This is a genomic window from Candidatus Nitrosacidococcus tergens (assembly GCF_902810445.1).
Lineage (GTDB): Bacteria > Pseudomonadota > Gammaproteobacteria > Nitrosococcales > Nitrosococcaceae > Nitrosacidococcus > Nitrosacidococcus tergens.
Window position 1 is genome coordinate 1,625,347 of record NZ_LR778175.1, and the last position, 26,230, is coordinate 1,651,576.

General features: G+C 36.6%; 24 protein-coding genes and 1 tRNA gene. 15 read left to right on the forward strand and 10 right to left on the reverse strand.

All coding sequences use genetic code 11. The features are described 5' to 3' along the window. Positions 1-82 precede the first annotated feature (82 nt). The 3 genes from fmt to trkA are packed head-to-tail and all read left to right on the forward strand — an operon-like array spanning position 83 to position 3,735. Entirely contained in the window at positions 83-1,030 is a 948-nt protein-coding gene (gene fmt, locus NSCAC_RS07860; protein ID WP_197744258.1) for a methionyl-tRNA formyltransferase, read from the forward strand. A gap of 9 nt (positions 1,031-1,039) precedes the next feature. Next, a complete protein-coding gene (gene rsmB, locus NSCAC_RS07865; protein WP_197744259.1) occupies positions 1,040-2,356 on the forward strand; it encodes a 16S rRNA (cytosine(967)-C(5))-methyltransferase RsmB in 1,317 nt (438 codons plus the stop codon). Between the two features lie 5 nt (positions 2,357-2,361). Further along, entirely contained in the window at positions 2,362-3,735 is a 1,374-nt protein-coding gene (gene trkA, locus NSCAC_RS07870) for a Trk system potassium transporter TrkA (protein WP_197744260.1), read from the forward strand. Positions 3,736-3,758: 23 nt separating this feature from the next. On the opposite strand, the gene uvrA is transcribed toward trkA, so the two are convergent. Continuing rightward, positions 3,759-6,233, reverse strand: a complete 2,475-nt coding sequence (gene uvrA / locus NSCAC_RS07875) for an excinuclease ABC subunit UvrA (protein WP_197744261.1) — start codon at positions 6,231-6,233, stop codon at positions 3,759-3,761. An 80-nt stretch (positions 6,234-6,313) separates the two neighbouring features. Between uvrA and NSCAC_RS07880 the strand changes: the two genes are divergently transcribed. The 3 genes from NSCAC_RS07880 to NSCAC_RS07890 all read left to right on the forward strand — a co-directional run bounded on the left by NSCAC_RS07880 (position 6,314) and on the right by NSCAC_RS07890 (position 9,247). Further along, positions 6,314-7,708 carry an MFS transporter gene (locus NSCAC_RS07880; protein WP_197744262.1) on the forward strand — a complete coding sequence of 465 codons (1,395 nt, stop codon included), beginning with the start codon at positions 6,314-6,316 and terminating at the stop codon, positions 7,706-7,708. A gap of 42 nt (positions 7,709-7,750) precedes the next feature. Then, positions 7,751-8,257 (forward strand): single-stranded DNA-binding protein, encoded by a 507-nt coding sequence (gene ssb / locus NSCAC_RS07885; protein ID WP_197744263.1) that lies wholly within the window; start codon positions 7,751-7,753, stop codon positions 8,255-8,257. A gap of 63 nt (positions 8,258-8,320) precedes the next feature. Then, the gene (locus tag NSCAC_RS07890) at positions 8,321-9,247 is read left to right on the forward strand and encodes a hypothetical protein (RefSeq protein ID WP_197744264.1); all 927 of its coding nucleotides are present in this window, start codon (positions 8,321-8,323) and stop codon (positions 9,245-9,247) included. Positions 9,248-9,520: 273 nt separating this feature from the next. On the opposite strand, the gene NSCAC_RS07895 is transcribed toward NSCAC_RS07890, so the two are convergent. Further along, the gene (locus NSCAC_RS07895; protein WP_197744265.1) at positions 9,521-10,654 is read right to left on the reverse strand and encodes a DNA adenine methylase; all 1,134 of its coding nucleotides are present in this window, start codon (positions 10,652-10,654) and stop codon (positions 9,521-9,523) included. 233 nt (positions 10,655-10,887) lie between these two features. Further along, positions 10,888-11,367, reverse strand: a complete 480-nt coding sequence (locus tag NSCAC_RS07900; RefSeq protein WP_197744266.1) for a DUF3617 domain-containing protein — start codon at positions 11,365-11,367, stop codon at positions 10,888-10,890. Positions 11,368-11,478: 111 nt separating this feature from the next. On the opposite strand from NSCAC_RS07900, the gene NSCAC_RS07905 reads away from it, so the two are divergent. After that, a complete protein-coding gene (locus tag NSCAC_RS07905; RefSeq protein ID WP_197744267.1) occupies positions 11,479-12,213 on the forward strand; it encodes a hypothetical protein in 735 nt (244 codons plus the stop codon). A gap of 7 nt (positions 12,214-12,220) precedes the next feature. Here the strand turns inward: NSCAC_RS07905 and NSCAC_RS07910 are convergent, their stop codons facing one another. Together NSCAC_RS07910 and NSCAC_RS07915 are read right to left on the reverse strand one after the other, a co-directional pair. Continuing rightward, on the reverse strand, positions 12,221-12,670 hold the full coding sequence (locus NSCAC_RS07910) for a glycine zipper family protein (protein WP_197744268.1): 450 nt from the start codon (positions 12,668-12,670) through the stop codon (positions 12,221-12,223). A 45-nt stretch (positions 12,671-12,715) separates the two neighbouring features. After that, positions 12,716-13,336, reverse strand: a complete 621-nt coding sequence (locus NSCAC_RS07915; protein WP_197744269.1) for a hypothetical protein — start codon at positions 13,334-13,336, stop codon at positions 12,716-12,718. A gap of 192 nt (positions 13,337-13,528) precedes the next feature. Between NSCAC_RS07915 and NSCAC_RS07920 the strand changes: the two genes are divergently transcribed. Continuing rightward, positions 13,529-14,845, forward strand: a complete 1,317-nt coding sequence (locus NSCAC_RS07920) for a hemolysin family protein (RefSeq protein ID WP_197744270.1) — start codon at positions 13,529-13,531, stop codon at positions 14,843-14,845. Positions 14,846-14,863: 18 nt separating this feature from the next. Further along, the gene (locus NSCAC_RS07925) at positions 14,864-16,165 is read left to right on the forward strand and encodes a hemolysin family protein (protein ID WP_232085921.1); all 1,302 of its coding nucleotides are present in this window, start codon (positions 14,864-14,866) and stop codon (positions 16,163-16,165) included. Positions 16,166-16,192: 27 nt separating this feature from the next. Here NSCAC_RS07925 and NSCAC_RS07930 read toward each other — a convergent pair whose 3' ends face one another. The 3 genes from NSCAC_RS07930 to prmC are packed head-to-tail and all read right to left on the reverse strand — an operon-like array spanning position 16,193 to position 18,282. Next, a complete protein-coding gene (locus NSCAC_RS07930) occupies positions 16,193-16,597 on the reverse strand; it encodes a M67 family metallopeptidase (protein ID WP_197744271.1) in 405 nt (134 codons plus the stop codon). A gap of 23 nt (positions 16,598-16,620) precedes the next feature. Then, positions 16,621-17,364 carry a HesA/MoeB/ThiF family protein gene (locus NSCAC_RS07935; protein WP_197744272.1) on the reverse strand — a complete coding sequence of 248 codons (744 nt, stop codon included), beginning with the start codon at positions 17,362-17,364 and terminating at the stop codon, positions 16,621-16,623. Between the two features lie 51 nt (positions 17,365-17,415). Further along, on the reverse strand, positions 17,416-18,282 hold the full coding sequence (gene prmC, locus NSCAC_RS07940) for a peptide chain release factor N(5)-glutamine methyltransferase (RefSeq protein WP_197744273.1): 867 nt from the start codon (positions 18,280-18,282) through the stop codon (positions 17,416-17,418). A gap of 151 nt (positions 18,283-18,433) precedes the next feature. On the opposite strand from prmC, the gene NSCAC_RS07945 reads away from it, so the two are divergent. Together NSCAC_RS07945 and NSCAC_RS07950 are read left to right on the forward strand one after the other, a co-directional pair. After that, positions 18,434-19,399 (forward strand): complex I NDUFA9 subunit family protein, encoded by a 966-nt coding sequence (locus tag NSCAC_RS07945; protein WP_197744274.1) that lies wholly within the window; start codon positions 18,434-18,436, stop codon positions 19,397-19,399. A 14-nt stretch (positions 19,400-19,413) separates the two neighbouring features. After that, positions 19,414-20,616, forward strand: coding sequence for a multifunctional CCA addition/repair protein (locus NSCAC_RS07950; protein WP_197744275.1), 1,203 nt, complete (start codon positions 19,414-19,416; stop codon positions 20,614-20,616). Here the strand turns inward: NSCAC_RS07950 and NSCAC_RS07955 are convergent. Then, a complete protein-coding gene (locus NSCAC_RS07955; RefSeq protein ID WP_197744276.1) occupies positions 20,603-21,619 on the reverse strand; it encodes a GNAT family N-acetyltransferase in 1,017 nt (338 codons plus the stop codon). The genes NSCAC_RS07950 and NSCAC_RS07955 overlap by 14 nt on opposite strands. 497 nt (positions 21,620-22,116) lie before the next feature. Next, positions 22,117-22,206: transfer RNA gene (locus tag NSCAC_RS07960), tRNA-Ser, on the reverse strand. A gap of 130 nt (positions 22,207-22,336) precedes the next feature. Here NSCAC_RS07960 and rho point away from each other — a divergent pair. The 4 genes from rho to hflX all read left to right on the forward strand — a co-directional run bounded on the left by rho (position 22,337) and on the right by hflX (position 26,206). Next, on the forward strand, positions 22,337-23,593 hold the full coding sequence (gene rho / locus NSCAC_RS07965; protein WP_197744277.1) for a transcription termination factor Rho: 1,257 nt from the start codon (positions 22,337-22,339) through the stop codon (positions 23,591-23,593). Positions 23,594-23,666: 73 nt separating this feature from the next. After that, positions 23,667-24,563, forward strand: a complete 897-nt coding sequence (gene miaA, locus NSCAC_RS07970) for a tRNA (adenosine(37)-N6)-dimethylallyltransferase MiaA (protein WP_408609574.1) — start codon at positions 23,667-23,669, stop codon at positions 24,561-24,563. A gap of 194 nt (positions 24,564-24,757) precedes the next feature. Continuing rightward, positions 24,758-25,033 (forward strand): RNA chaperone Hfq, encoded by a 276-nt coding sequence (gene hfq, locus NSCAC_RS07975; RefSeq protein ID WP_197745359.1) that lies wholly within the window; start codon positions 24,758-24,760, stop codon positions 25,031-25,033. Between the two features lie 21 nt (positions 25,034-25,054). Continuing rightward, entirely contained in the window at positions 25,055-26,206 is a 1,152-nt protein-coding gene (gene hflX, locus NSCAC_RS07980) for a GTPase HflX (RefSeq protein ID WP_197744279.1), read from the forward strand. Positions 26,207-26,230: the final 24 nt, after the last annotated feature.

The following is a 26,230-nucleotide window of genomic DNA, read 5'->3' on the forward strand; positions in this document are numbered from 1 at the left end:
AGATTAGCTATTTTTATTTTTCTCTTTAACATGATTCAACTGGTTAAGTTCAACTAGAGTATCTCCTATATTTTAGGGTTTTATGGCATTAAAAATTTTCTTTGCAGGAACACCAGAATTTGCAGCAATTATTTTGCAAAGGATCATTGAGAGTGATTATAGAGTTTATGGTATATATACTCAGCCAGATCGACCTAGTGGTCGCGGCCAACGATTAACACCTAGCCCTGTAAAAAAAGTAGGAATAACTCATAATATTCCTATATATCAGCCAAAGACTTTAAAGGATAAATCTATACAAGATCAATTTAAAGCACTTACTCCGGATATTTTAATCGTAGCTGCCTATGGTCTTATTCTTCCACTTTCAATACTAAATACACCTCTTCTTGGGTGCATTAATGTCCATGCTTCATTACTTCCTCGTTGGCGAGGAGCTGCCCCTATTCAAAGAGCTTTACTTGCTGGGGATAAAGAAACAGGAGTAAGTATTATGAAAATGGACGTAGGTTTAGATACGGGTTCAGTCATCAGGATGAATACCTATGCTATTCAAAAAACAGATACGGCAGCAACTATCCACGATCATCTTGCTGAATTAGGAGCAGAATCTTTACTAGCATGCTTGCCTATGCAGGTAGAGAATAAATGTTCTTACACGCCACAAAATGAAGCTCAAGCATGTTATGCTCCTAAAATTACCAAAGAAGAAGCCTTTCTTAACTGGAATCAATCCGCTGTATTATTAGATCGAAAAGTACGTGCTTTTAATCCTTGGCCTGTTGCAAAGATCCAAATTCAAGATCAAGTACTAAAAGTATGGGAAGCTACGGTATTGGAAAATAGTCGATTAACACCACCAGGTACCATTTTAAGGGCAGATAAGTTAGGCATTGATATCGCTACTGGAGAAGGAATTTTGAGGCTATTAAAAATACAACCTGCCGGTAAACGAGTTATGGCTGCGCAAGACTACATTAATGCACACCCTTTAACAGTAGGTACGCAACTTTTAGCTGTAACAGCATAAAAATTTTTTATGGGTAAAAAGCCTAATTTATTTAATACCCGGGCAACTGCAGCTACTTTATTGGTAAAAGTTATTAACCAAAAACGCTCACTGACTGCAGTATTACCCCAAGCTGTTGCTCCACTGTCCGATCAGGATAGTGCGTTCGTACAAACCCTATGCTATACCACCCTGCGTTGGTTTCCAAAATTAAGCTACCTTATTCAGTTATTGCTAACTAGACCATTGCGCACTCAAGATAAGGATATTTATTGTTTATTATTATTAGGTTTATGCCAACTTATAGATCTGGCCACCCCAGTTCATGCTGCACTTTCTGAGACAGTTTCTGCGGCTCAAGCATTAAAAAAATCATGGGCAAAAGGGTTAATTAACGGTGTATTGCGTAATTATCTACGAAATGAAGATTCTCTAAAAAAACAAATAACTTATCATCAAGAAGCCTATACAGCTCATCCCAAGTGGCTTCTACAGACTATCCAACAATATTGGCCTAATCATTGGCAACAAATTATTACTGCCAATAATACCCATCCACCTCTAAGTCTACGGGTAAATAGCTTAGAAGGAACAAAAGAGCATTATTTAAGAGAACTAGAATCTTACTGCATTGAAGCACAAATATTACCCTACACACATCAAGGTATTACTTTAACTAAACCTTACTCAGTAGCCGCCCTGCCTGGATTTCATCAAGGTAAAGTTTCTGTACAAGATGGTGCAGGACAACAGGCTGCAATCTTATTGGATGTGCAGTCAAATCAAAGAATTCTTGATGCTTGTGCTGCTCCTGGAGGAAAAACTTGTCATATTTTAGAGCTAAATCCAACTGCTAACTTAGTTGCATTAGATATTGATCAAATCCGTCTTAGCCGAATTCAAGAAAATTTAACTCGACTACAACTTAAGGCAAATCTCATCTTAGGAGATGCTACAGATCCCCATACTTGGTGGGATGGGATCCTATTTGATCGTATTTTGCTTGATGCTCCTTGTACTAGCAGTGGTGTGATTCGCCGTCATCCTGATATTAAAGTATTGCGGCAAAAAGAAGATATTCATCGATTGGCAGTACTACAAGAGCGTATATTAAATGCTCTATGGTCATTACTAGCACCTGGTGGATTACTCCTGTATTGTACTTGCTCTATTTTTCCCCCAGAAAATGATGAGCAGATCCTTAAATTTCTTATATCCCATTCTGATGCCAAAATAAGCTCGTTTACAGTACCTTGGGGTATTCCTCAAAAAATTGGGCAACAATTGCTGACAGGAACTGAAAACTTTGATGGGTTTTATTATGCCCGTTTAGAAAAGTGTAAATAAAAATTATGAAAATTATTATTCTTGGCGCGGGTCAAGTCGGTCGCTCTGTTGCTACAAATTTAGCTGGTGAATCTAATGATATTACTTTAGTAGATGTGGATGGAAAACAGCTTAAGGATATTGGAGATCGATTAGATATCCGTACCATTGAAGGATCAGGAGCGCATCCGAACGTACTTGCCCGGGCAGGTGCTGAAGAAGCAGATATGCTTATTGCAGTAACTAGAAGCGATGAAGTGAATATTGTGGCTTGCCAAGTAGCTTATAGCCTGTTTAATACTCCTACTAAGGTGGCTAGGATTAGATCATCGGCTTACATTTCCCATCCTCAGCTTTTTTCTGACAAGCTTTTCCCCATTGATATGTTAATTAGCCCAGAAGAGTTAGTGACTAATTCAATTAAGCGGCTTATTGAAAATCCTGGATCTTTACAGGTTTTGGATTTTGCTGAAGGAAAAGTACAACTAGTAGCAGTGAAAGCCTACCATGATGGTTTGTTAGTAGGTCATCAATTAAGAGAGTTACCTCAACGTATTCCTGGAGTAAAAACTCGGGTAGCGGCTATTTTTCGGAAAAATAAACCTATTTTTCCTCAAGGGGATACAGTCATTGAAGTAGACGATGAAGTGTTTTTTACTGCCCCTCAAGAAGATATTTCTAAAATGATGCGCCAGTTGCGTAGTCTAGATAAGCCTTATAAGCGGATTATGTTAGGTGGTGGTGGAAGTGTTGGGCACCGCTTAGCCAGAGTACTAGAGAAAAGTTATCAAGTTAAAGTCATTGAAGCTAACCCATCTCGGGCAAAATATCTCTCTGAATCCTTAAACAAGAGTCTTATCCTAGTAGGAGATATCATTAATGAAGAGCTTCTTGTAGATGAAGGAATCGAGGATATCGATGTTTTTTGTGCTTTAACTAATGATGATGCAGTCAATATTCTAGCTGCTATGCTTGCCAAACGATTAGGTGCTAAAAAAGTAATGTCCTTGATTAACCGAGGTGTTTATGCAGATTTAGTAGAAAGTGGTACAGTAGATATTGCTATTTCTCCCCATCAGGCAACCATCGGTATTTTATTAGCCCGAATTCGCAGGGGAGATGTGGTAGCCGCCCACTCTCTACGTCACGGAGCGGTAGAGGCTTTTGAAGCGGTTGCCCACGGTGATAAATCCTCCTCTAAAGTAGTCGGTAGGGGTATTGAAGAAATTAAGCTTCCTTCAGGCACTACTATTGGTGCTGTGGTACGTGGTGATGAAGTGTTAATCGCTCATCATAATACGGTAATTAAATCTGGGGATCATGTGATTCTATTTTTAACAGATAAAAGAAGAATTTCTGAAGTAGAGCGACTATTTCAAGTAGGCTTTGGATTCTTATAACTTACTTCAAGAATATCTTGTTTTCAATTTAAAAGTGCTTGAGCTAAATAATGACCTGTATAAGAATTTTTATTCTTTGCAATCTCTTCAGGAGTACCTACGCTAATAATTTTTCCTTCTTCTGGCCCTAAATCAATGAGCCAATCAGCTGTTTTAATTACATCCAGATGATGCTCTATAATTATCAGTGTATTACCCCTATCTCGAATCTCTAACAAAATTTTCAGCAATTGAGCAACATCATGGAAGTGTAGCCCAGTAGTAGGTTCATCAAGTATATATAAAGTCCGACCTGTATCACGCTTTGCTAATTCTTTAGCTAATTTTATTCGTTGTGCCTCACCTCCAGAAAGGGTAACTCCATTTTGTCCAAGCTTAATATAGCTAAGTCCTACCTCTATCAATGTTTGTAATTTTCGAGTAAGCGCTGGAATAGCATGAAAAAAATCGTGTGCTTCTTCAACTGTCATTTCTAATATTTCATAGATAGTTTTCCCTTTGTAGAGGATCTCTAAAGTTTCAGCATTATATTGCTTTCCTTGGCAGACATCACAGGGTACATATATATCCGGCAAGAAATTCATTTCCACTTTAATTAAACCATTTCCTTGACATGGTTCACATCGCCCTCCTTTCACATTAAAGCTGAAACGATTTGAATTATAGCCTCGAGATCTGGCTTCATGGGTTCCAGCAAATAATTGTCGAATGGTTGAGAATATATCGGTATAACTCGCCGGATTAGATCGTGGGGTACGCCCAATTAGTGATTGATCTATATTAATGACTTTATCTATATGGGATATTCCCTTAATACTCTCATAAGGAGCAGGTTTTATTGTGGCACGGTGTAATTTTTGAGCTATGATAGGAAATAAGGTATCGTTAACCAGAGTTGATTTACCGGAACCAGAAACTCCTGTCACACAAATCATTAGCCCTAAGGGAAAATCTACATTAATATTTTGCAAATTATTTCCCCTAGCACCATATAAAGAAAGAATTTGGTTTGGATTTGGTTTTACTCTCTGAGAAGGGATAGGAATATTTAAGATCCCTGCTAGATACCTTCCTGTTAAAGAGTTGGGATTGGCTATAATCTCAGCTACGGTGCCTTGAGCAATAATTTCTCCTCCATGAATACCAGCACCCGGTCCTATATCCACAATATAATCAGCCGATGCCATTGTATCTTTATCATGTTCAATGACTACTACGGTATTTCCTAAATCCCGAATATAGCTTAGATCAGTAAGTAATCGTTCATTATCTCGTTGGTGTAACCCAATGGAAGGTTCATCAAGAATGTAAATCACTCCAGATAACCCAGCTCCTAATTGGTTAGCTAGGTGGGTTCTTTGAAATTCTCCCCCAGATAGGGTATCTGCTCTTCGATTTAAGCTTAGATAGCCTAATCTCATATTAATCAAAAAATTAAGGCGAGCTTGAATTTCTCTAATTACCTTATCGCTAATTAATTTTTTTTGCCCCGTAAATTTAAGTTGAGAAAAGAATTTATTTAGCTCTACTAGGGGCACGGCAGTAAGCATAGGTAAACTATACTCATTAATAAATACATTTCTTCCCTGTTGGTTTAAACATTCCCCTAAACATTGAGGACATATCTCACTTTCTTTTATTAATCCTAATCCGCTGCATTGGAGACAGATTCCTTTAGGATGGTTAAAAGAAAATAAATGAGGTGTTAGTTCTGTTAGGGAATAATCGCAGATTAAGCAGGAAAATCGAGTAGAAAATATTTTTATCTCTTCTAAGGAATTATTCATTGCCGCTACACTTATCATTCCTCCAGATAGCTTTAAAGCACTTTCTAAAGATTCAGCCAATCGTAATCTAATTTCTGGGCGGATTTTAAATCGATCCACCACTACTTCTATAGTTTTTGTTTGAGCGCAATCAAAATCTAATTGTTGCTCTAATTCATGTACCTGTCCATCTATTCGAATTCGAAGAAATCCTTGCTGAGCTAAATATTCCAGTATTCTTCTACCTCCATTTTTTACCTTACTCGTAATAGGGGCAAGAATCATATAAGTTGCCCCTATAGAAAGTTTGAGTATTTCCTCAGTTATCTGAGAAATAGTTTTAGCCTGCGGAATAACACCATGATCTGGACAATGTGGCGTTCCTACTCTGGCATAGAGAAGCCGTAAATAATCATAAATTTCAGTGATGGTGCCTACAGTAGATCGAGGATTATAACTAGATCCTCTTTGACCAATCGCAATGGTAGGAGAGAGTCCTTCGATATGATCTACTTCTGGAGGTATCATCATGGGCAAAAATTGGCGCGCATAGGCAGATAAAGATTCCATATATCGACGTTGCCCTTCAGCATGAAGAGTATTAAATGCTAGAGATGATTTTCCAGATCCAGAAGGTCCAGTAATTACAATTAATTTATTGCGAGGTAAATCTAAATTAATTCCCTTTAAGTTATGAGTGCGAACGCCTCGAATTGAAATATAATCCGTCATTTTTTTAATTTATACTTAAAACATCTTGATAAAATATATCTTTCTTGCACATCAGTTAATCACAATTACCCTGAGGAAATATGAGTCAAAATAAAGAAAAACACTTCACCCTTGGAATGACCCCTGTTGAGCGTCGTGGCCTATTCTCTTTAATCGGAATTTATGCCCTGCGGATGTTAGGGTTATTCCTTATCCTACCTGTATTCTCCCTCTATGCTCATGATCTCGAAGGTGCTACTCCTTCTTTGATCGGGCTAGCACTAGGTGCCTATGGTATTACCCAAGCTATATTACAAATCCCCTTTGGCTTATTATCCGACAGAATTGGTCGAAAACCAGTGATTACTGGTGGATTAATTCTATTTGCAATTGGTAGCGCAGTAGCAGCTATGGCAACGACTATTACCGGGGTAATTATTGGTCGTGCTTTACAAGGAAGCGGTGCTATTGCTGCTGCCATTATGGCATTAGTCGCTGATTTAACTCGGGAAGAACAACGCACTAAAGCTATGGCTATGATTGGCCTATCTATCGGCGTGGCATTTGCCTTTGCCCTTGGGGTTGGGCCTGTGCTCAACCGTTGGATTGGGGTGCCAGGCTTATTTTGGATGACAGCAATTTTAGCAATTCTTGCAATTGGTGTACTTAATTTTGGCGTACCTAAAGTCACTGCCCCTCGCCATCACTCAGATGTGGAGCCTGCTCCTAAGCAGTTTTTACGAATTTTAAAAGATGGGCAAATCATGCGTCTAGCTTTGGGCATTTTTATGCTCCATGTGCTACTCACGGCTACCTTTGTGGTACTGCCTATTAGTCTGCGAGATGAAAGTGGACTGGCTTCAGCAAGTCATGGTTATGTTTACTTACCAATTCTCATTCTTTCTATCTTAACCATGGTACCTTTTATCATTTTGGCAGAAAAAAAACGCCGAATGAAAGAAGTATTTGTAGGGGCAGTCATCACCCTTGGGATTGCAGAGCTGATTTGGGTGTTTTTCCATACTTCTTTAGCCTTAACAATAGTGGCTCTTTGGCTATTTTTCAGCGCTTTTAACTTACTTGAAGCTACCCTTCCTTCATTGGTCTCTAAAAGAAGCCCGGCAGGAAGTAAAGGTACTGCCATGGGGGTATACTCTACCTGTCAATTTTTAGGTGCTTTTATTGGGGGTTGGAGTGGCGGTACTGTATACGGTCAGTTTAGTTTTACAGGTGCTTTTATTTTTGGTGCTATTGTTGTACTACTTTGGCTTTATTTTGCCTTTACCATGATTCCACCTAAACACTTGAGAAGCCATATTCTATCTGTAGGTAATCTCAATCCGAATGAAGCCGATGCCTTAGCAAAACGTCTTTCAGAAATTGCCGGGGTAGATGATGCAGTTGTAGTTCCTGATGAAGGAGTAGCTTATCTGAAAATCGACGATGAGCATTTAGATCAGGCGGCACTAGATAGTATTCATCCTGTTATCTCATAATCTGCATAACTTTAATTTAAAAAAAATAGAGAGTATATCAATATGGCAAGAGGAATTAACAAAGTCATCTTAATTGGTAATTTAGGTCGAGATCCAGAAGTACGCTATACCCCAAATGGGGCAGCGATAGCCAACCTTACTCTTGCAACTTCAGAAGGCTGGAAAGATAAAAATACCGGAGAAACACAAGAGCGTACGGAATGGCATCGGGTGGTCTGCTTTAATCGTCTAGGAGAAATTGCCGGTCAATATTTAAAAAAAGGAATGAAAGTCTATATTGAAGGACGACTCCAAACTCGAAAATGGCAAGGTCAAGATGGACAAGATCGTTACACCACTGAAATTATCGCAGGAGATTTACAGATGCTGGATCGAGTGGGCAGTAGTAGCGAATCTTCTTATGGAGATAATTATAGCCAATCTAGTCCAACAGATAATTTTCATCATAACGGACCTTGGAGCGATCCCTCAGGGCCTTCTTCAGAAAAACATAAAACAAATCCATTCCCTCATTCCATGGAAGATCCAGATGATGATATTCCTTTTTAGCCCTGATAAATATTAGAGAGTATTTCTAATAGTGTTGTGCTGGTAGTTGCTGAGTAACATAAGGTGTTAGCACCAGATCTCGTTAAACTTATTGATGATAAAGCGGCAGCAGAGTGTGGTATTACTAGTTTACGCTACTCTTCTGTATATATTCGACAATTAAATGAACATATAAATGGCACTTGTAAGCTTACTGCTCATGAAATTAAAACAAAAATTGGTTATTTAGCTGGCTGTTTAACGATTACCCTCAATTATCCAATGCAGGAGTTAAAGTTTTTAAGAGCTCGCCTTTGTGAAGGGCAAATTGATAGAGAGCAAAAATTTTATAGGGTTAATGATTTGTCGTATATCAATCAACCGACTGACTCTTTTCCTAAAGCTGGCAGATTAAACAAAGCAGGTCAAGCGTTGTTCTACGCATCCTTAATTGTTAAAAAAGATGATACTGCATTGAGGGTTGTGTTATCTGAAGTTGCTGCTAAAGAGCTCGATCGCCTTAATGTACTTCGCTCTCATCAAAAAACTGGAAGTGACTTAAACTTACGGATTATTGGAATATGGGATCTAGTTAGGCAGGATGAAAAACCATATTACTTGAGCGAAAATAGCTTTAATTATTGCAAAGAAGCTAAAAAGTATATGGCTCAAAAATTTGATCCTAAACTGTTATTAGCCTATGAGCTAACTGATCGATTCTTTAACGATATTTTGTCTCGTGAAGGAAGTGATGCGTTGTATCAGGTCACATCGCATCTTAGTTCCATCTTCATAGGAGATAAGGATAAGACTGATGGATTGTTGTATTCATCAGTTCAAGCTAAAGGTGAGCCAGTAGTTGCTTTAACTCCAAAAGCTGTGGACTATAAATTAGAGCACCAATTTGTTTGTGACGTATTGATTGAGAAACACTTTGGCTATGAATTTTATGAACCCAATACTACAGCAGTAGCTAAAATAGACAAGAAAACAGGCAAACTTGAATGGTAATGAAACTTGAATTTTAGTTTCATTAAGTTGAGTAACATGGAACTACTGTAGTAATTTTTTGGTTGAGTTAATTAAGCTGAAATTCTTTGACGAGTAATTAAAGATCTTTCAGGGTAGTCCAGATTTGTTAATAGGTAATAATTGCTATTAATGGAATATCAAAGCCTAAGCCTTGAATCTAAACTATAAATACTCACTTTAATGCAACTTGCAATTACTCCGAGAGAAGTGGTAATGGAGAATTTAAGTAAACTCTCTAGATTAGATTCAACTTCATTTTTCAATTAAAAAAATAAATTCTTGATTAGGTTTTTCTGCTTCTGGTATCCATTTGTTTGACCATCGCATATTTGCCATCACATTCTTTTTATAGTCTATTTTCAGTATTTTTATTAAACTGCCATGGCGATTTAAGATGGAATTTAACTCTTCAGCCGTTGCTTTTCCTCCAGAGCTATAAGATAAGGCAATATATTTGGCATCAATACCTTGTATCAAATCTTCAATGGCTTTTACCGCAATAAAATTGCCCTGTTTATCTTTACGAAACTCTTCAAAAATAGAACCTGCGGTAGTATCTGAACTATCTTTTCTTCTTAACGCTTTACCAAATAGCTCAGGCTTATCATTTTTACAAATAGTAGACCAAATATGATAATAAGCAGCATAACGTACTCTTGAAGGAGGCATTTTCTCATTGTTAGAACCATAAGGGGGATCTAAATAAGCAAAGTCTACTTTAATGTTTTTGATCGCTTCAAAAATATCTCCTTTTAAAACAGTGTGATCTTGAGTATTTTCAAATATCTTTGGTACTTTTAAGTTCATTGTTTTATAGGATCGAGGAGACCACTCTTTCAAATAAGAAGAGAAATGCCCTAGGGTATTATCTACTTCATCCATAGCAAGGATAAGACTAGTTAATACCACTGCTCTATCTACTTCAGATAGGCTCAATCTATCTATTTCATCTCTAATCCCATCGAGCTTTCTTGTGTTATGTATCTGCCAAGGTTTTTTGCTACCATCTGGCTGTATCGCCTTTCCTGTAAAATCATAACCCCCATAATGTTGAGTAAACCAGCCATCATACCCTTTTATAGGGTTTAAATAATCAATCAGTTCTTGGTATTCAGATAGCTTTTTTTTATTTTTTAAATAACACGTACCAAAAATATAAGACCACTCTGAAATATCATTACTAATTACTTTAAACCCAGTTTTCGCAAAGGCTTGGGAAACACGAGTAGTTCCAGAAAATCCATCAAATACGGTTTTAATGCTTAATTGATTAATTAAGGGCAGGAGATAGGAAATAAGCTTTAGCTTTGAACCAGCGTATTTAATGCCTTGGGTATTGGGTATATTTAAGCTATTTCTAAAGAGTGATAAGGTTGGGTTATACATCAATCTTTTTTTCTTATTTTAGATTGGCTATATTCTCCTTGATTTTTTCTAAGGGCGGCTTCTTGGCCTGAGCTTCGGAATATAAGCATATAAGAAAATAGCTTAAAGCATTAGCTGCTACATTCTCGCACCTTACTTCACATATGTAGTTCTAAAAAATTGTAAACTGGGTGTTTTCTCCCCATTCTATCGACTTTTTTATAGCAATAGCATTTATCATAAATTTTTGGCCTTCAAGGTGCATAATAGCAAGTATCCACTTGCTTACCTGCATGATCTGCATCTACATGTAATGAAAAATATTTATTGATTTTCACTTCAGCTTGTATTGTTCCCGTATACTCTTTTCCATTTACGGATTTAAATTTTCCGCTGCCAGTAATGGCTCCTTTGGGAATCACTCCTTCGCAGGCAAATTTAAAAGTCACTGTTTTTTTAGGCTTACTTCGATCAGTAATTTTACATTGCTGCTTTGCTTCAGGGGGCAATACTTGCTGGATAAACGTCTCTGGCTCAAAAGCCCCTGGAAGCTGGCAGGTTTGAAAGTGTAAGGTTTGTGGTTTAAATGCGGATATTGTACTGGTTTTTTGTTTTACACTTACTGTCCAGTCAATTAAGTTACCATTATCAGATATTGGTGAATCTTGTGTAGCTACTGTCACTAAGGGAATAATACTACTTAAATAGAGTAGAAAAAATTTCTTTAGATACATAAACTGATTTATCTACTTTGAAGCAAAAAATTATTAAGCCAAACGGCATTTAGGTTTTTAGTATGGTCTGTATAATACCCACCATAGCAATATGACTTACCTTTGTACGTTATGAAAAATAATACTGAAACTAAAAAGGATCTTCATAATTACATTATTGCAGCATTTACATTCATTTCCATCGCTGCAACTTTATATTTAGACTCTGATTCTACTTTAGAGCTACAAAATCGGATTGGGATGTTTGCTTGGACTTGCTTATTAGTTGCTTTATATTGGGAAAGCCCGCTGGTTCGCACTCAGGTATTAGTAGCGGTAGCCTTTGCAACTGTAGGAGAGCATTTTGCTTCTGTGTATATGCAAGGGTATATTTACCGATTTCATAATGTACCTGCTTATGTACCTCCAGGCCATGGGTTTGTTTATTTAACCGCAGTTGCTTTTGCTCGCTCAAAGTTTTTTGATCAGCATTTTAATAAAGTTAAAATTTTTGTATTTACTGCAGGAATCGCTTGGTCTATTTGGGGTTTTACTGGAGCATCTCAAAGAGATGCGCTAGGCGCTATGCTATTCGCTATTTTTATATTTTCGGTTTACTCTGGCCGATCTCCTAAAGTGTATCTAGGTGCGTTTTTTGTAACGACTTGGCTAGAACTAATCGGTGTATCCTATGGCACTTGGCGTTGGGTAGCCAGTGAGCCAATTTTTCAACTTTCTCAGGGAAATCCACCAAGTGGTGTTGCTGCTTGGTATTGTTTGGTGGATGCGGTAGCATTAGGAATTGCCCCAAAAATACTTAATGTCTTTAATCAAATTAAAATTTCGTGGCAAAGAAAATGGGAATAAATAAAAATTATTCCCACCCTTCTACATCGTAGCCTGCTTCTTTTAAGCAGCGATTGACAAAGTTAATATAAGTGGAATTGGTTACTTGTCTTCCCGTACCATTAATAAATTCTCGCATTAATCCATAGGCTGCTCCACTGGCTGCACCTACCGTAGCACCTTTTAGTGCATCTCCTATAATCGCTCCTCCGACTACGCCTGAAACTGCTCCCATTCCTGCATTAGCTACTGAATTTTCTACCGTCCTAACAGCATTACTTTTAGTGCTAGAATTTGCACCTGCAGTTTCTGCCATTTCACGACATTTTTGAATATCTTGTAGAGACTGTTTTGCTCCTACCTCATTAAAATGATCATTGGGATATAAGACGGGTCTTGGTCTTGCACAGCTAGTAATAATTAAAATACTACTTAGTAAAAGAAAAATATAAATTGTTTTTGAGAAACTGATAATCATTACCTTTGTGTGATTTTATATTGTAATAGGTATTGAGTATTAATATTATTTTTTCTGGTTGTTTAATTTTACCTTCGCCATAAATGAGCTTAATGATTCGCTTGCCTGTTTCATTTGTTGTAATAGTTCTTCAGTTATAGGGTCTTGCTTACGCATGGCAGTAATTGTTTCTGTAGAAAGGTTATCAGCATCTTTTCTTACTTGTTCATCTTTCATCGCTTCTTGACTTATTTTTTGAAGCTCAATATTTTTCTTTTCATATTCACGAGTGAGATCAATTCGTTTTTCTTCTTCCAATTCTGGATCTTGTAAAGCGTCTTGAATCGCTCTGATTCTTGCGAGAATAGGCTGAGGATCGTGACCTTGTTTAGCCATGGTTTCTAACACAAGTGCTTGGTATTGATCCATTTCTTTTTTTAGTTGGGGATTTATCGTAATTGCATTTTCTCGAATCTTATCAAGCTGCATTTCAACCGCATATATTTTTAATTGTAGTTTTTGATACTCTTTCATTTGCTCAGTGTTAAGTGTGTTGAGCTGATCTAAAGTAGGTGATGGGGGATTAGGATAATCCTCACCATAAACAATAGTAATGAATATACAAAAACTAAAAATAAAGATAAAAAAAGTTTTTTTTATACTTTGAAAAAGAAAAGAGAGCACCATGTATGTTTTTTTCCAGAAAAATAAATATTTTTGTAGAGAAATATCTTTTTATAAATAAATGAGTTTTATATTCTAAATTAATCTAGTTGCTTATTTTGTGATAAAAAGCGTATAAAACTATATATAGCACATTAATAATTTATGGTAAGGTTTTATACCTATATATCGTAGGGGTAATAAATAGATTACTAGATGAATTTGACTGTTTTTGTCATTTTTTTCTTGCTTATTACTATTAATGCACTTTATGTTGCAGCCGAATTTGCTATCGTAGGGGTTCGTCGTAGTCAAATTATACACCTTGCAGAAAAAGGAACGCAGCTGGCAAAAGAGCTATTGCCTGTTGTTAATAATCCTGAATATCTCGATCGTTATATTGCTGCTAGCCAAGTAGGTATTACCTTATCCAGCCTTATTCTAGGTGCTTATAGTCAAGCAACCGTAGGCAGGGATTTTACTGATTTACTTATAAAATTTAGTATTGATCCATTAGTTGCCCAATCGGTATCGGCAATTACCATTCTCATTCTTTTAACTGGGTTACAGGTAGTAGTTGGAGAGTTATTACCCAAATCCCTTGCATTACAGTATCCTGTGCAGCTTGCACTTTACACTTACATACCTATGCGCTGGTCATTAAAGACTTATGGGGCTTTTATCACACTACTCAATAATAGCGGGGTGATACTACTTAGATTTTTGGGGCTTAAGTATTTACGGCAGCAGCATATTCATTCTTCTAAAGAGATTGATCTACTGATTACAGAAAGTAGAGAGGCTGGTCTATTTAAACTCCATGAACAACAAAGGTTACATCAAGCTCTTTCTTTAAGCCAGAAGACTGCAAAACAATTAATGATTCACCGGCGTTTCGTGGCTACCATAGATGAGCAAACCCCTCCAGATCAGCTGTGTCAGCTTGTTACGCAATCTCCATTTTCTAGTTTACCTGTCCATAGCAGCGAATCAGATAATGTGATCGGCCTTATCTATATTAAAGATATTGCTGCCCACTACATAGCTCATCAAGAATTACCTACAGTGCATAGGGTAATGAGACCAGCTGTCAATGTGCTTGATAAAATTACTGGCGATCGACTACTAACGATTATGCGTCAGCAAAGTGTGCGTAAACTTATTGTGATAGACGAATATGGGGTTATGCAAGGGTTAGTCACCCTGGATGATATCTTGATTACCTTAACTAAAGGAACGAGGAGAAAATCTAAAGAGAAATACACGCAACCAGAATATCTTCCAAATGGATGGATACGCCTACCTGGTACACTGGGTATAGAAGAGATGATGCTTTGGGTAGGTATCTCTTGGAGTAGCAGCCAAGCCAATACAGTCGCTGGTCATATCATTTCTATTCTAGAGAGAATTCCTAAGCCTAATGAACGTATTATAGTTGAAGGGGTTGAAGTTGAAATTGAAGCGCTAGAAGGACCTGTCATTCAATCTATTTTAGTTAAAGTGTTACCCCTATCAGAAAAGAAAAAAACATAATTTTATAATTAAATTCATTTGTTTATTTCAATTCTTAGTATCCTATTTCTTATTCTCCTAAATGGGCTTTTTGTAGCTGCTGAATTTGCAATTATTAGTGTGCCACGAGCAGCAATAGAGAATCAGTCTGCAGCAAATAACCCCCATGCCTTACAAATACAAAATATACTCAAAGACCCTATTCAACAAGATTATTATTTTGCGACTGCCCAATTAGGAATAACCTTAGCAAGTTTAGGGTTAGGTATGTATGGCGAGCATAAAATTGCTCATGGTCTTATTATATGGTTTGAGCACTTTGATGTCTTTTACTGGATAACACCCCATACCGTTGCAAGTGCTCTAGCAATTGCTATTCTTACTTATTTCCATATCGTTTTAGGGGAAATTATCCCTAAAACACTTACCCTGATTAATTCAGAGGCAATTGCACTTTGGATTATTCGACCAATGAGAACAGCTCAATTTATCTTCTATCCCCTTGTGGTTATACTCAATAGGCTAGGTAGTCTAATTTTAAAGAGGATAGGTGTTAATCGTCATCTTGCAAATAGTCACTACTATACACCTGAGGAAATTCAACTTATTGTAGAGGAGAGTCAGAAAAGTGGCACTATAAACGAAGAAGCAGGACAGATAGTGCATGAACTACTTGAGCTTGGTGAATTTACTGCCCAAGAAGTAATGACTCCTAGGGTACATATTACTGGAATCCCTCTTGATGCTACTGTAGAGGAATTAGCAGCTATTGTTCATCAATCTCAACATACTCGTTATCCAGTATATGAGGAAGCCTTAGATCAAATTCTTGGTTTTATTCATATTAAAGATGTACTTCATTTACTATGTACTAATACTGTTATTGAACGGCAAAATATTCATCCTTTATCCTTTATCCCAGAGACAGCTACTGTAGATAGTATTTTAGCTGCTATGCGTCGTGCTCATACCCATATGGTAGTGATTATTGATGAATACGGGGGCACTTCAGGGCTTGTTACTATTGAGGATCTTTGTGAAGAAATTGTAGGAGATATTGAGAAAGAAGAAGACGAGGCTATTCCTTATTCTCAAGATAGTTTGCTTATTCCTGGCATTTGGCGACTTGATAAGGTAAGTGAAGCTTTAGGGTTAGATGATGAAGCTCTTGATCATGAAGAGGTGGACACCTTAGGTGGGCTTGTACTTCATTTATTGGGTCGTGAACCTATCATCAATGATACCGTAATTTATAGGGGTATTCATATTAAAGTAAGTGCATTAGAGGGTCATGGAGTAAAATGGTGTGTACTTACCCCAAAACAAGATGATGAGAGTTAAGCTATCCTTTTAGATAAAGAATTTTTCTCATAGCTCTAACTCCAATTCTCTATAAGCTCCTTGTTGAAATTTAAAACATCGCATTTCAAGTACACCTTTGATATTCAAGGAAATAATAAAATAAAATGCTTCAGGATAAGCTGCTTGAATAGTATCGCTTTTAGATGGAATCGGTGGAGAGTGAGGATGAGAGTGATAAATACCAAATAAAGACTCTCCTTGCTCCCGAATCTGATTCATAACTCTAATCTGAGTTTCTGGATTTAGCAAAAATTGGGTATCAGGATAAGAAGCAATATTCTCAACTGGATGGCATCGAGTAGGTATACCATCTAAAGCACTAATTAATCCACAAATCTCTTGTTGAGAACTGGCTTGTGCTTGAGCTAGTAGCTGGTTAGCAATAGTTCTAGGAATTATAATCCTTTCCATAAAGTATAAATGATAAAACAGTCTTAACTACAGATCGGACATTTTGGATCTTTAGCAATAGTCATTTCTTGCCAGCCCATATTCACAGCATCAACAAGAAGTAGCCGATTATATTGTTTTCTTCCTAAATTAAGTAATAGCCTAAGTGCTTCTGCTGCTTGAATACTACCAATAATACCTAATAAAGGGCTAAATACACCACTTTGAGTACAGGTTTCTTCTTCCTCTTGAGCGATCTCGTTATATAAACAGTGATAGCAAGCACTATCTTGCTGGCGATTGTCAAAAATAGCCACTTGCCCTTGAGTACGAATGGCTGATCCGGATATAAATGGTTTACCTAAATGTGCACAAGAAGCATTTAAATCAAATCGGGTTGCAAAATTATCGCTTCCATCAATAACAATATCCACCTGATCAACAATTCTTTTATGCTCTTTATCTGTAAAATAAGCTGGAATTGCTTCTATCTGTATCTCAGGGTTAAGTGCTAGCATACGATTTTTTGCTGAATCTACTTTATTTGTTCCAATAGTTTGGGTGTTATGAATAATTTGCCGCTGTAAATTAGAGAGCTCTACTTGATCCGGATCAACTAAAATAATTTTCCCAATACCAGATCCAGCAAGATATAAAGCAATGGGCGATCCTAAACCACCTACACCCACCAATAAGACTTTTGATTTTAACAGCCTTTCTTGGCCTTCAATATCAATTTGAGGCAGTAGAATATGCCGACTATAGCGAAGTAACTGCTGATCATTCATATTTTTCTAAATTTATCCTATGTCTTCATAGGATAGTCATCCTCTGATGGTTCATGGATGCCACTGTCCGACAATGACTCTAGGTTGTCCTGCTAAGTCCAGAAAATCTACTACTTGCCGGTAACCTAATTCTATAAAAAGTTTTACTAACTCTATACCTTGATTGTAACCATGTTCAATAAGTAACCATCCTTCTGAAGCGAGATATTCTCTTGCCTTATCTGCAATATGGTAAATTATTTCTAGTCCTTTATTATCTGCTACTAAAGCTTGATAGGGCTCATACCACAATCCATCTTGAATCAGATGTGGATCTTCTTTATCAATATAAGGAGGATTGCTAACAATCACTTCAAATATTTCTCCCTGAAGAGGGTTGAACCAATCTCCTTGTCTAAAAGTAATATTGCTTAATTTCAAATTTTCTTTATTTATTTGCGCTATTTTTAGCGCTGACACCGAAATGTCTGTAGCAATAATTTGTGTTTGCGGGCATTCGCTAGCAATTGCTAAGGCAATTGCCCCACTTCCTGTGCCTAAATCAGCAATTTTTAACAATCTGTTAGATACTTTTTCCAGTGCAAGGCTTACTAAAAGCTCTGTTTCTGGACGTGGGATGAGGGTAGCTCGGTTTACTTTCAAAGTGAAAGCCCAGAACCCTTGCTCTTCTAGGATATAAGCTAGAGGTTCATGGGATAAGCGTCGCTGTATCGCCTGCAATAGAAGCTTTTGTTGTGTTGAAGTAAGTAACTGATTGGGCCAAGTGTGGAGATAACTATGATTCGTCTGTAATACCCAGCTAACTAATCTTTCAGCTTCCCAATAGCCGCACTCTAAATGGGTAAAATATTTTTTAGTTTCAGCAATTGCAGCAGAGATAGAAAGATGAGATGCAGTTAATAAATTTTTTTGATCCAATATCTTTTATTTTCCTAGATGCTACAGTTAAGTTAATAACAAACTTAGGATTCGTTATACTTAGTGAAAATTTCAAAAAGTTCCTTAAAATAGTGTCTTACTACTTATATTGAGAAACATCCGTAAAATAGTTTGGAGAGTAATAACTTAAATGAATAATAATACTATCTGTATTGTAGGAGGTACAGGGTTTGTCGGTTATCATCTCACTTCCTACTTGGTAGAGCAGGGCTATAAAGTTCGTATTTTAACTCGACATTGGCAACGTCACCGAAATATGCTTCTACTACCTGGCGTACAACTTAGAGAAATAGATGTATATGATATTTCGGCTCTAAGTAATCAATTTTATGATTGTCACACTGTGATTAACCTTGCAGGTATTTTAAACGATGGTTTGCAGTCAGGTTACGGATATAATCATGTACATGTCACTTTGCCAGAAAAGATTGGCCAAGCGTGCCTTGACTCTGGGATTAAACGCTTATTCCATATGAGTGCCCTGAATGCAGATAGCAATAAAGGAGCAAGTTATTACTTGCGGAGTAAAGGTGAAGGGGAAGCTCAACTTCAACATTTAGCCAGACAAGGATTACAAGTAGCTATTTTTCGCCCCTCAGTGATCTTTGGCCCTGGTGATTATTTTTTTAACCAATTTGCCTCCCTATTGACTTATATTCCCTTCGTTTTTCCTCTAGCTTGCCCTAATGCCACTTTTTCTCCTATCTATGTTGGAGATGTAATACAAGCCATTTATTTTGTACTTACAGAAAAACCAGCTCTAGAATCACCCTACGAATTATGTGGTCCTAACACTTATACCTTACAGCAACTTGTAGAGTATACTGCTCAAGTTATGGGTATAAAAAGAAAAATTATTCCTCTTTCCGATGCGTGGAGTTTAAAGCAAGCAGCAATTTTAGAGCGATTCCCTAAAAAACTCTTTTCTAAGGATAATTATGCTACTCTGCAGGTACCTAGCGTTTGCCATCAAAATAGGCTAGCTGAATTAGAAATTACCCCTACTCTAGTTGAGGCAATAGTTCCTAAATATTTGATACGCAACGATCAAAGAGAGAATTACTTTAGATTTCGTCAGCGAGCACAACGTGGTTAATCATAAATAAATTTTTGAAAATTTATCTAGTAGGTGGTGCAATACGGGATAAGCTACTTGGGTATCCTATAAAGGAGCGTGATTACGTAATAGTTGGTACTACTTCTGAAGAGCTTATAGCTCAAGGATTTACCTCTGTAGGAAAGGATTTTCCTGTATTTCTCCACCCAGAGACTAAAGAAGAATATGCTCTAGCTCGTACTGAGCGTAAAACAAAGCCTGGCTATAAAGGGTTTCAAGTTTATGCTTCTCCTGAAATTACTTTAGAAGAAGATTTACAACGCCGTGATTTAACCATTAATGCTATTGCTCAAGATGAAAATGGCACATTAATTGATCCTTTCGGTGGACAAAGAGATTTAAAAAATAAAATATTACGTCATATATCTTTAGCGTTTGTTGAAGATCCGGTACGGATTTTGCGTATTGCACGATTTGCTGCTCGATTTAATTTTTCTATTGCTTCTGAAACTTTAGATCTTATGAGGCAAATGGTAACCAATAGAGAAGTAGATCACCTGACCCCTGAACGAGTTTGGAAAGAACTTGAACGAGCTCTTCAAGAAAAATACCCTCAAAACTTTTTTAAAACTTTAAGGGCGTGCGATGCTTTGGCGAAAATATTTCCAGAAATTGAGTCTCTATTTCATATCCCTATTGAGAGGAATACAAGTACAGAAGATAATATGGGAGAATACACTCTATCTCTTTTAAAAGCTGCTGCTATTTTAGCTTTAGATACCCAAATCCAATTTGGGCTTTTAGTGCACGCTTTTGGTAAAAGTAATTTGTATGCTAAATCAGCTGCTAATCGAGAGGAGCTACTTATTTCTACCTTTTGTAATCGGTTGCGAATTCCGAACATCTATCAAGAGTTTGCGGTTTTAGTCGCTCGTTATTACCCTCAGCTTAACCAATCCCAGCGTTTATCTGCTAAAGAGCTACTTATCTTGCTACAGAATTTAGACGCCTTTCGCCGTTCAGATCGGTTTGAGAAATTTCTATTAGTTTGTAAAACTATATATGAAAAGCAAAAAAATAATTATTGCTGTAATACACAAATATTAAAACCTGCTTATCAGGCAGCGGTAAAAGTAAATATACAACAAATTATAGCGGATGGATTTAAAGGAAAAGCAATTGGGGAGCAATTATATTGCCGGCGTATTAATGCTATTGATCAACTAAAATTACAAGATATTACTAATCAGATTTGATAGATTTTTGCCGAATCCATTGTTTTATTTTCTGTTTTACTCCTATTTTCTCTAGCGTATCTCCGATGAGTTTAGATAGATTATCAATCAATCGATGGGTAAAAAATAGTAATTGATTCGCAAGTGTTTTTTCCATAACCCAAAGGTTAGCGCAGTTTATTTGATGGGTTGCAAATCTAGCTTTTTGCCCTGTTGATTTATCCCCTCCTCCTTCTGTAAAATCAAACCACTGATAATGACTCTGTTCTTGAAGGTGTAACAGTACAAGCCATAATAATACAGTGCCTGGAGAGAAAGAGTTAAGTGGGTGATTATTAATATATCCTAGATATTGATATAGAACTACCCCATCAATAATAGGGCAATAAAGATAAGCAAGTGGATTATTTTTATCATCAAAAATAATATAACCAAGAGCAGCACCTTGTGCACCATCTTTTAGCATGGTGTCATAAAATTGTTTATCCTCAGGTAGTCCGGCATCAAATAAATTTTCTTGATAAGTCTTTTTAGAAATAGTTCGTGCAATAGGATAGAACTCGGTTAATTCTGCTACAGTACGATACTCACGCCAATTTATTTGCCCCCCACAAGCATCGGCAAATTTCCGCTCTTTACGCCGAAGAGTAGAGCGAGTTTTATTTGAGAAATGATTTATGTATTTATCTGCACCGAGTTTTAAATCTACAAAACAGCGCTGATAGCTATCTGCAGTATATATAAGATAGTTTGAGATTTTAGTTAGCTTAGTCGATATTTGCTGAACAGGTAAAGATCGTAATAGAGATGGACGATTACCATCACTTTTAACCAATGTAATAACTTCATTGAGGGTAAACCCATTTTTATGAAAAATAATCCAAGAAGAATGATAGTGATAAGTCAATAGTAAAAGCTTTTTACGATAAAGGATTAAATCCCCTAAACGGAATGAAAGTAAAACTTCCTTTTCACTTCTGGGTAAATGCTGCAGATCAGAGCTATTTATTTTCTTAGAATTCATTTTCTGCTTACTCTATAATACGTTAGAACAAGAAAATAGATAGTAGATATTACTTATTTACAAAACTATCTATATAGCTATAATGGCTAGTGTTATCAAAGGATAGAATTTAAAGGTTTCTACAGATTTATCAGAATTTGCAATTGCATATATATATAAATAATAGCTAACTCTATATTTAAGTAGAAGTTTTACTATTAGAATCTCCAATATCTCTGTTTAAGGTACCACATAGATAAGTTACAGCTGAAATTTGCTTTAATCTGCTAGTCAGCATAGCTACGTGATTTAAGTAAATTCCTATAAATATCCTACCTATACCTAGCTAAAAATAATAGATTTCCTTAGGATCTTATACAGATCGATAATATATCTTTATTAGAATTAAGGCATCTACCAATTAAAAGATATATTATTTTTACATTTTTATTATTTAATAATAAACTATAATTAAATTGAGGATTAGAGATGGTGCTAACAAACCTTAGTAACCTGTATGGCGGAGAGGGAGGGGTTCGAACCCTCGATACGTGTTAGCGTATACACACTTTCCAGGCGTGCGCCTTCGACCGCTCGGCCACCTCTCCCAATATGATGATCGCACTTAAACCTAAAAGCATAACCTAGAATTGCCAATGGTGCAATTTATTACTTATATATTTGTTACCTATTTATTCATATTTTCTTAAACAATTTTTAAAAATCTAAATAATTCCCATGAATCTAACTGAGCTTAAAACAAAAAGTACCCCTGAAATATTAGGAATTGCCCAATCTATGGGGTTAGAGGGTATGTCTAGGTTACGCCGCCAAGATCTTATTTTCGCTTTGCTTAAAGCCCATGCTAAAAATGGAGATGATATTTACGGCAGTGGTGTGTTAGAGCTTCTTCAAGATGGGTTTGGATTTTTACGTTCATCAAGTTCTTCCTATCTTGCAGGGCCTGATGATATTTATGTTTCCCCAAGCCAAATTAGGCGATTTGGGCTTCGCACTGGTCACACTATTGAGGGAAAGATACGACCTCCAAAAGAGGGAGAACGTTATTTTGCCCTACTGAAAATCAATGACATTGATTTTGCTCCACCAGAGCAATCTCAAGATAAAATTTTATTTGAGAATCTAACTCCTCTCTTCGCTAATGAGCGATTAATACTAGAAAGAGGTAACGGTAGTACAGAAGATCTTACCCCTAGAGTAATCGATTTAATTGCACCTATTGGTAAGGGACAACGGGGATTAATTGTTTCTGCACCTAAATCTGGTAAAACAGTCATGCTGCAAAACATTGCTCAGTCCATTGCAGCAAATCACCCAGAGTGTTATATCATTGTCTTACTTATTGATGAGCGTCCAGAAGAAGTTACTGAAGTGATGCGTTCTGTAAAAGGTGAAGTAATTTCCAGTACTTTCGACGAACCTGCAAGCCGTCATGTGCAAGTCTCTGAAATGGTAATTGAAAAAGCAAAACGCCTTGTAGAGCATAAGCGAGATGTAGTAATCCTCTTAGATTCAATTACTCGATTAGCTCGTGCTTACAACACGGTGGCTCCATCCTCTGGAAAAGTGCTTACAGGTGGAGTAGATGCAAATGCTTTGCAAAGACCTAAACGCTTTTTCGGGGCTGCACGTAATTTAGAAGAAGGAGGAAGTTTAACTATTATTGCAACTGCACTTATTGATACTGGATCACGTATGGATGATGTGATTTATGAAGAATTCAAAGGTACAGGCAATATGGAAATTCATCTTGAAAGAAAGTTAGCAGAAAAAAGGATTTATCCTGCAATCAATATTAGCCGATCGGGTACTCGCCGAGAAGAATTGCTTACCGCACCAGATAACCTACAAAAAACATGGATTTTGCATAAATTACTTGCCCCTATGGATGAGGCTGAAGCCATGGAATTCTTACTAAATAAATTAAAAGAAACTAAGACAAATGCATCATTCTTTGATTCCATGAAGCGTTAAAGTTGACGTTTCAGTTTCTACAATCTCAAAAGTTTAATCCATTGTGCCCTATCTCCCCCCTGCTATATTTCTTATGGGGCCTACAGCATCAGGAAAAACAGATCTTGCTTTAGCACTTTGTGAGTATTTACCCTGTGAGATTATTAGTGTTGATTCAGCACAGGTTTACCGAGGAATGGATATTGGTACTGCAAAACCCAATATAGATATACGTCAAACTTACCCTCATCATCTCATTGATATTCTCGATCCCGCCCAATCTTATTCAGCAGGGCAATTTTATGAAGATGCACTTTATTTAATGAATGCAATCACTAAACGTAATCGTATTCCTTTATTGGTGGGGGGAACTATGTTGTATTTCCATACTTTAAAATACGGAATTTCTTCTCTACCTGCTAGAGATTTGGCTATTAGGACTGAAATTGAAAGAGAAGCAGAAATAATAGGATGGAAAGCTTTACACGATCGATTAGCAATTATCGATCCCCTCTCTGCTAATCATATTAATCCTAACGATCCACAGAGAATCCAAAGAGCTTTAGAAGTTTATCGACTAACAGGCAAACCTTTAAGTTCATTAATTAACTCTATCTATCCTAGCCTACCATACAATGTAATTAGAGTTTCAGTTTTACCAAAAGAGAGATCTCTACTTCATCATCGTATTAAACAGCGATTTTTAGCTATGCTAAAGAAAGGATTCTTAGAGGAAGTAAAAAATTTATTTCAACGTGCTGATTTAAATATAAAACTAGCATCTATACGTGCGGTAGGCTACCGTCAAGCTTGGTTTTATATGCAAAATAAACTCTCGCTTTCTGAAATGACCGATCAGGCAATTATTGCTACTCGGCAAATGGCAAAGCGTCAACTAACTTGGCTTAGACGAGAAAGAGATAGCTTACAGATTTTATCTGAAGAAACTTGTGCAAAAGAACTACACCAAAAAATAAATAAGTATTTGTAATACACATATACTATAATTTAGGTATAGTATATAAGGCTACAGACCTATATTTTAGGCACTGTAATAGAGGTATTAATATAATTAACGAGTTGGTAAAAGTATAGTTCTTTACAAAGAACTAGAAGGCTATTAATAGGTCTTAATCTCTACCTATCGTTAAAAACAAAAAATTTATGGGGGAGAAAGAAAGACTCATGTCGCGCTGGCAATCACTACAAGATCCTTTTCTTAATATTTTACGTAAGGAGAGAGTTTCTGTATCTATTTATTTAGTCAATGGTATTAAGCTACAGGGACAAGTTGAATCTTTTGATCAGTTTGTTATTTTATTAAAAAATACAGTAAGCCAAATGGTATATAAGCATGCTATATCAACGATTGTTCCTGCACGTAATGTTAAATTACCTGCTAATGAGCTAGGTAATATTGATCAAAACACTGAAAAATCACTACCTAATGATGATGAATAAATAGTCAATTAATGTAATAGTGTGGAGTACACTAATAATCAGCCCTATTTTTATAGGGCTATTTTAGTAGAGGTTGTTTTTTATAGAACAACAGGCGATCAAAAGCAAATAGAACTTATATCACTTGTCCGCTCTGCAGATATACAAGTATTAGAGGTGCTAGTCAGTAAGAGAGCAACACCTCATCCAAAGTATTTTATTGGTAGCGGAAAATTAGATGAAATCTATCATAAAACCCGCACCCAAGAAGCTAACTTAGTTATCTTTAATCAAAATTTAACGCCAAGCCAAGAGCGTAACTTAGCAAAATTTCTACAATGTGAGGTTTTGGATCGAACTGAGCTTATTCTACATATTTTTGCTCAAAGAGCACGATCTTATGAAGGAAAATTGCAAGTAGAGCTTGCTCAGTTACAACATTTATCTACCCGATTAGTACGAGGATGGACGCACTTAGAGCGACAGAAGGGTGGTATTGGGTTACGAGGACCTGGAGAAACCCAATTAGAGACAGATCGCCGCTTAATTGGTAATCGAATTAAGCAATTACGTAAATGCTTAGAGCGAGTGCGCAAACAACGTAGTCAAAGTCGATATGCACGGCATAAAGCAAGAGTTGTTACTGTTTCTCTAGTAGGATATACAAATGCGGGTAAATCCACTTTATTTAATTGCTTAACTAAGTCACAAGTTTTTGCGGATAATAAATTATTCGCAACTCTAGATCCTACTTTAAGAAAATTTCAACTAGAGGCTAATACTTCTTTAGTATTAGCAGATACTGTTGGATTTATCCGTGATTTACCCCATAGCCTTATTGATGCTTTCTATGCAACTCTAGAGGAAATTAAAGAATCTGCACTGCTACTTCATATTATCGATTACTCTTCTGAAGATAGAAAGGATTTAGTGGATCAAGTCAATAAAGTACTCTCTGAAATTGGTGCAGACGATATACCTCGTATTGAAGTCTATAACAAGATTGATCAAATTGCTGATATAAAACCAAAAATAGAAAGAAATGAAGCAGGAAATATTAATAAAGTATGGCTTTCTGCCCTTCAATATAAGAGTTTAGCTTTACTAAAACAGGTACTAATAGAGTTTTTTAAAGTGGGTAAAAGTATAGAAAATGGTAATGTGGATTTGCCAGTTAGAACTATATCCTTGTAAAATGGTAGAGTAGTAAGTTTTAAT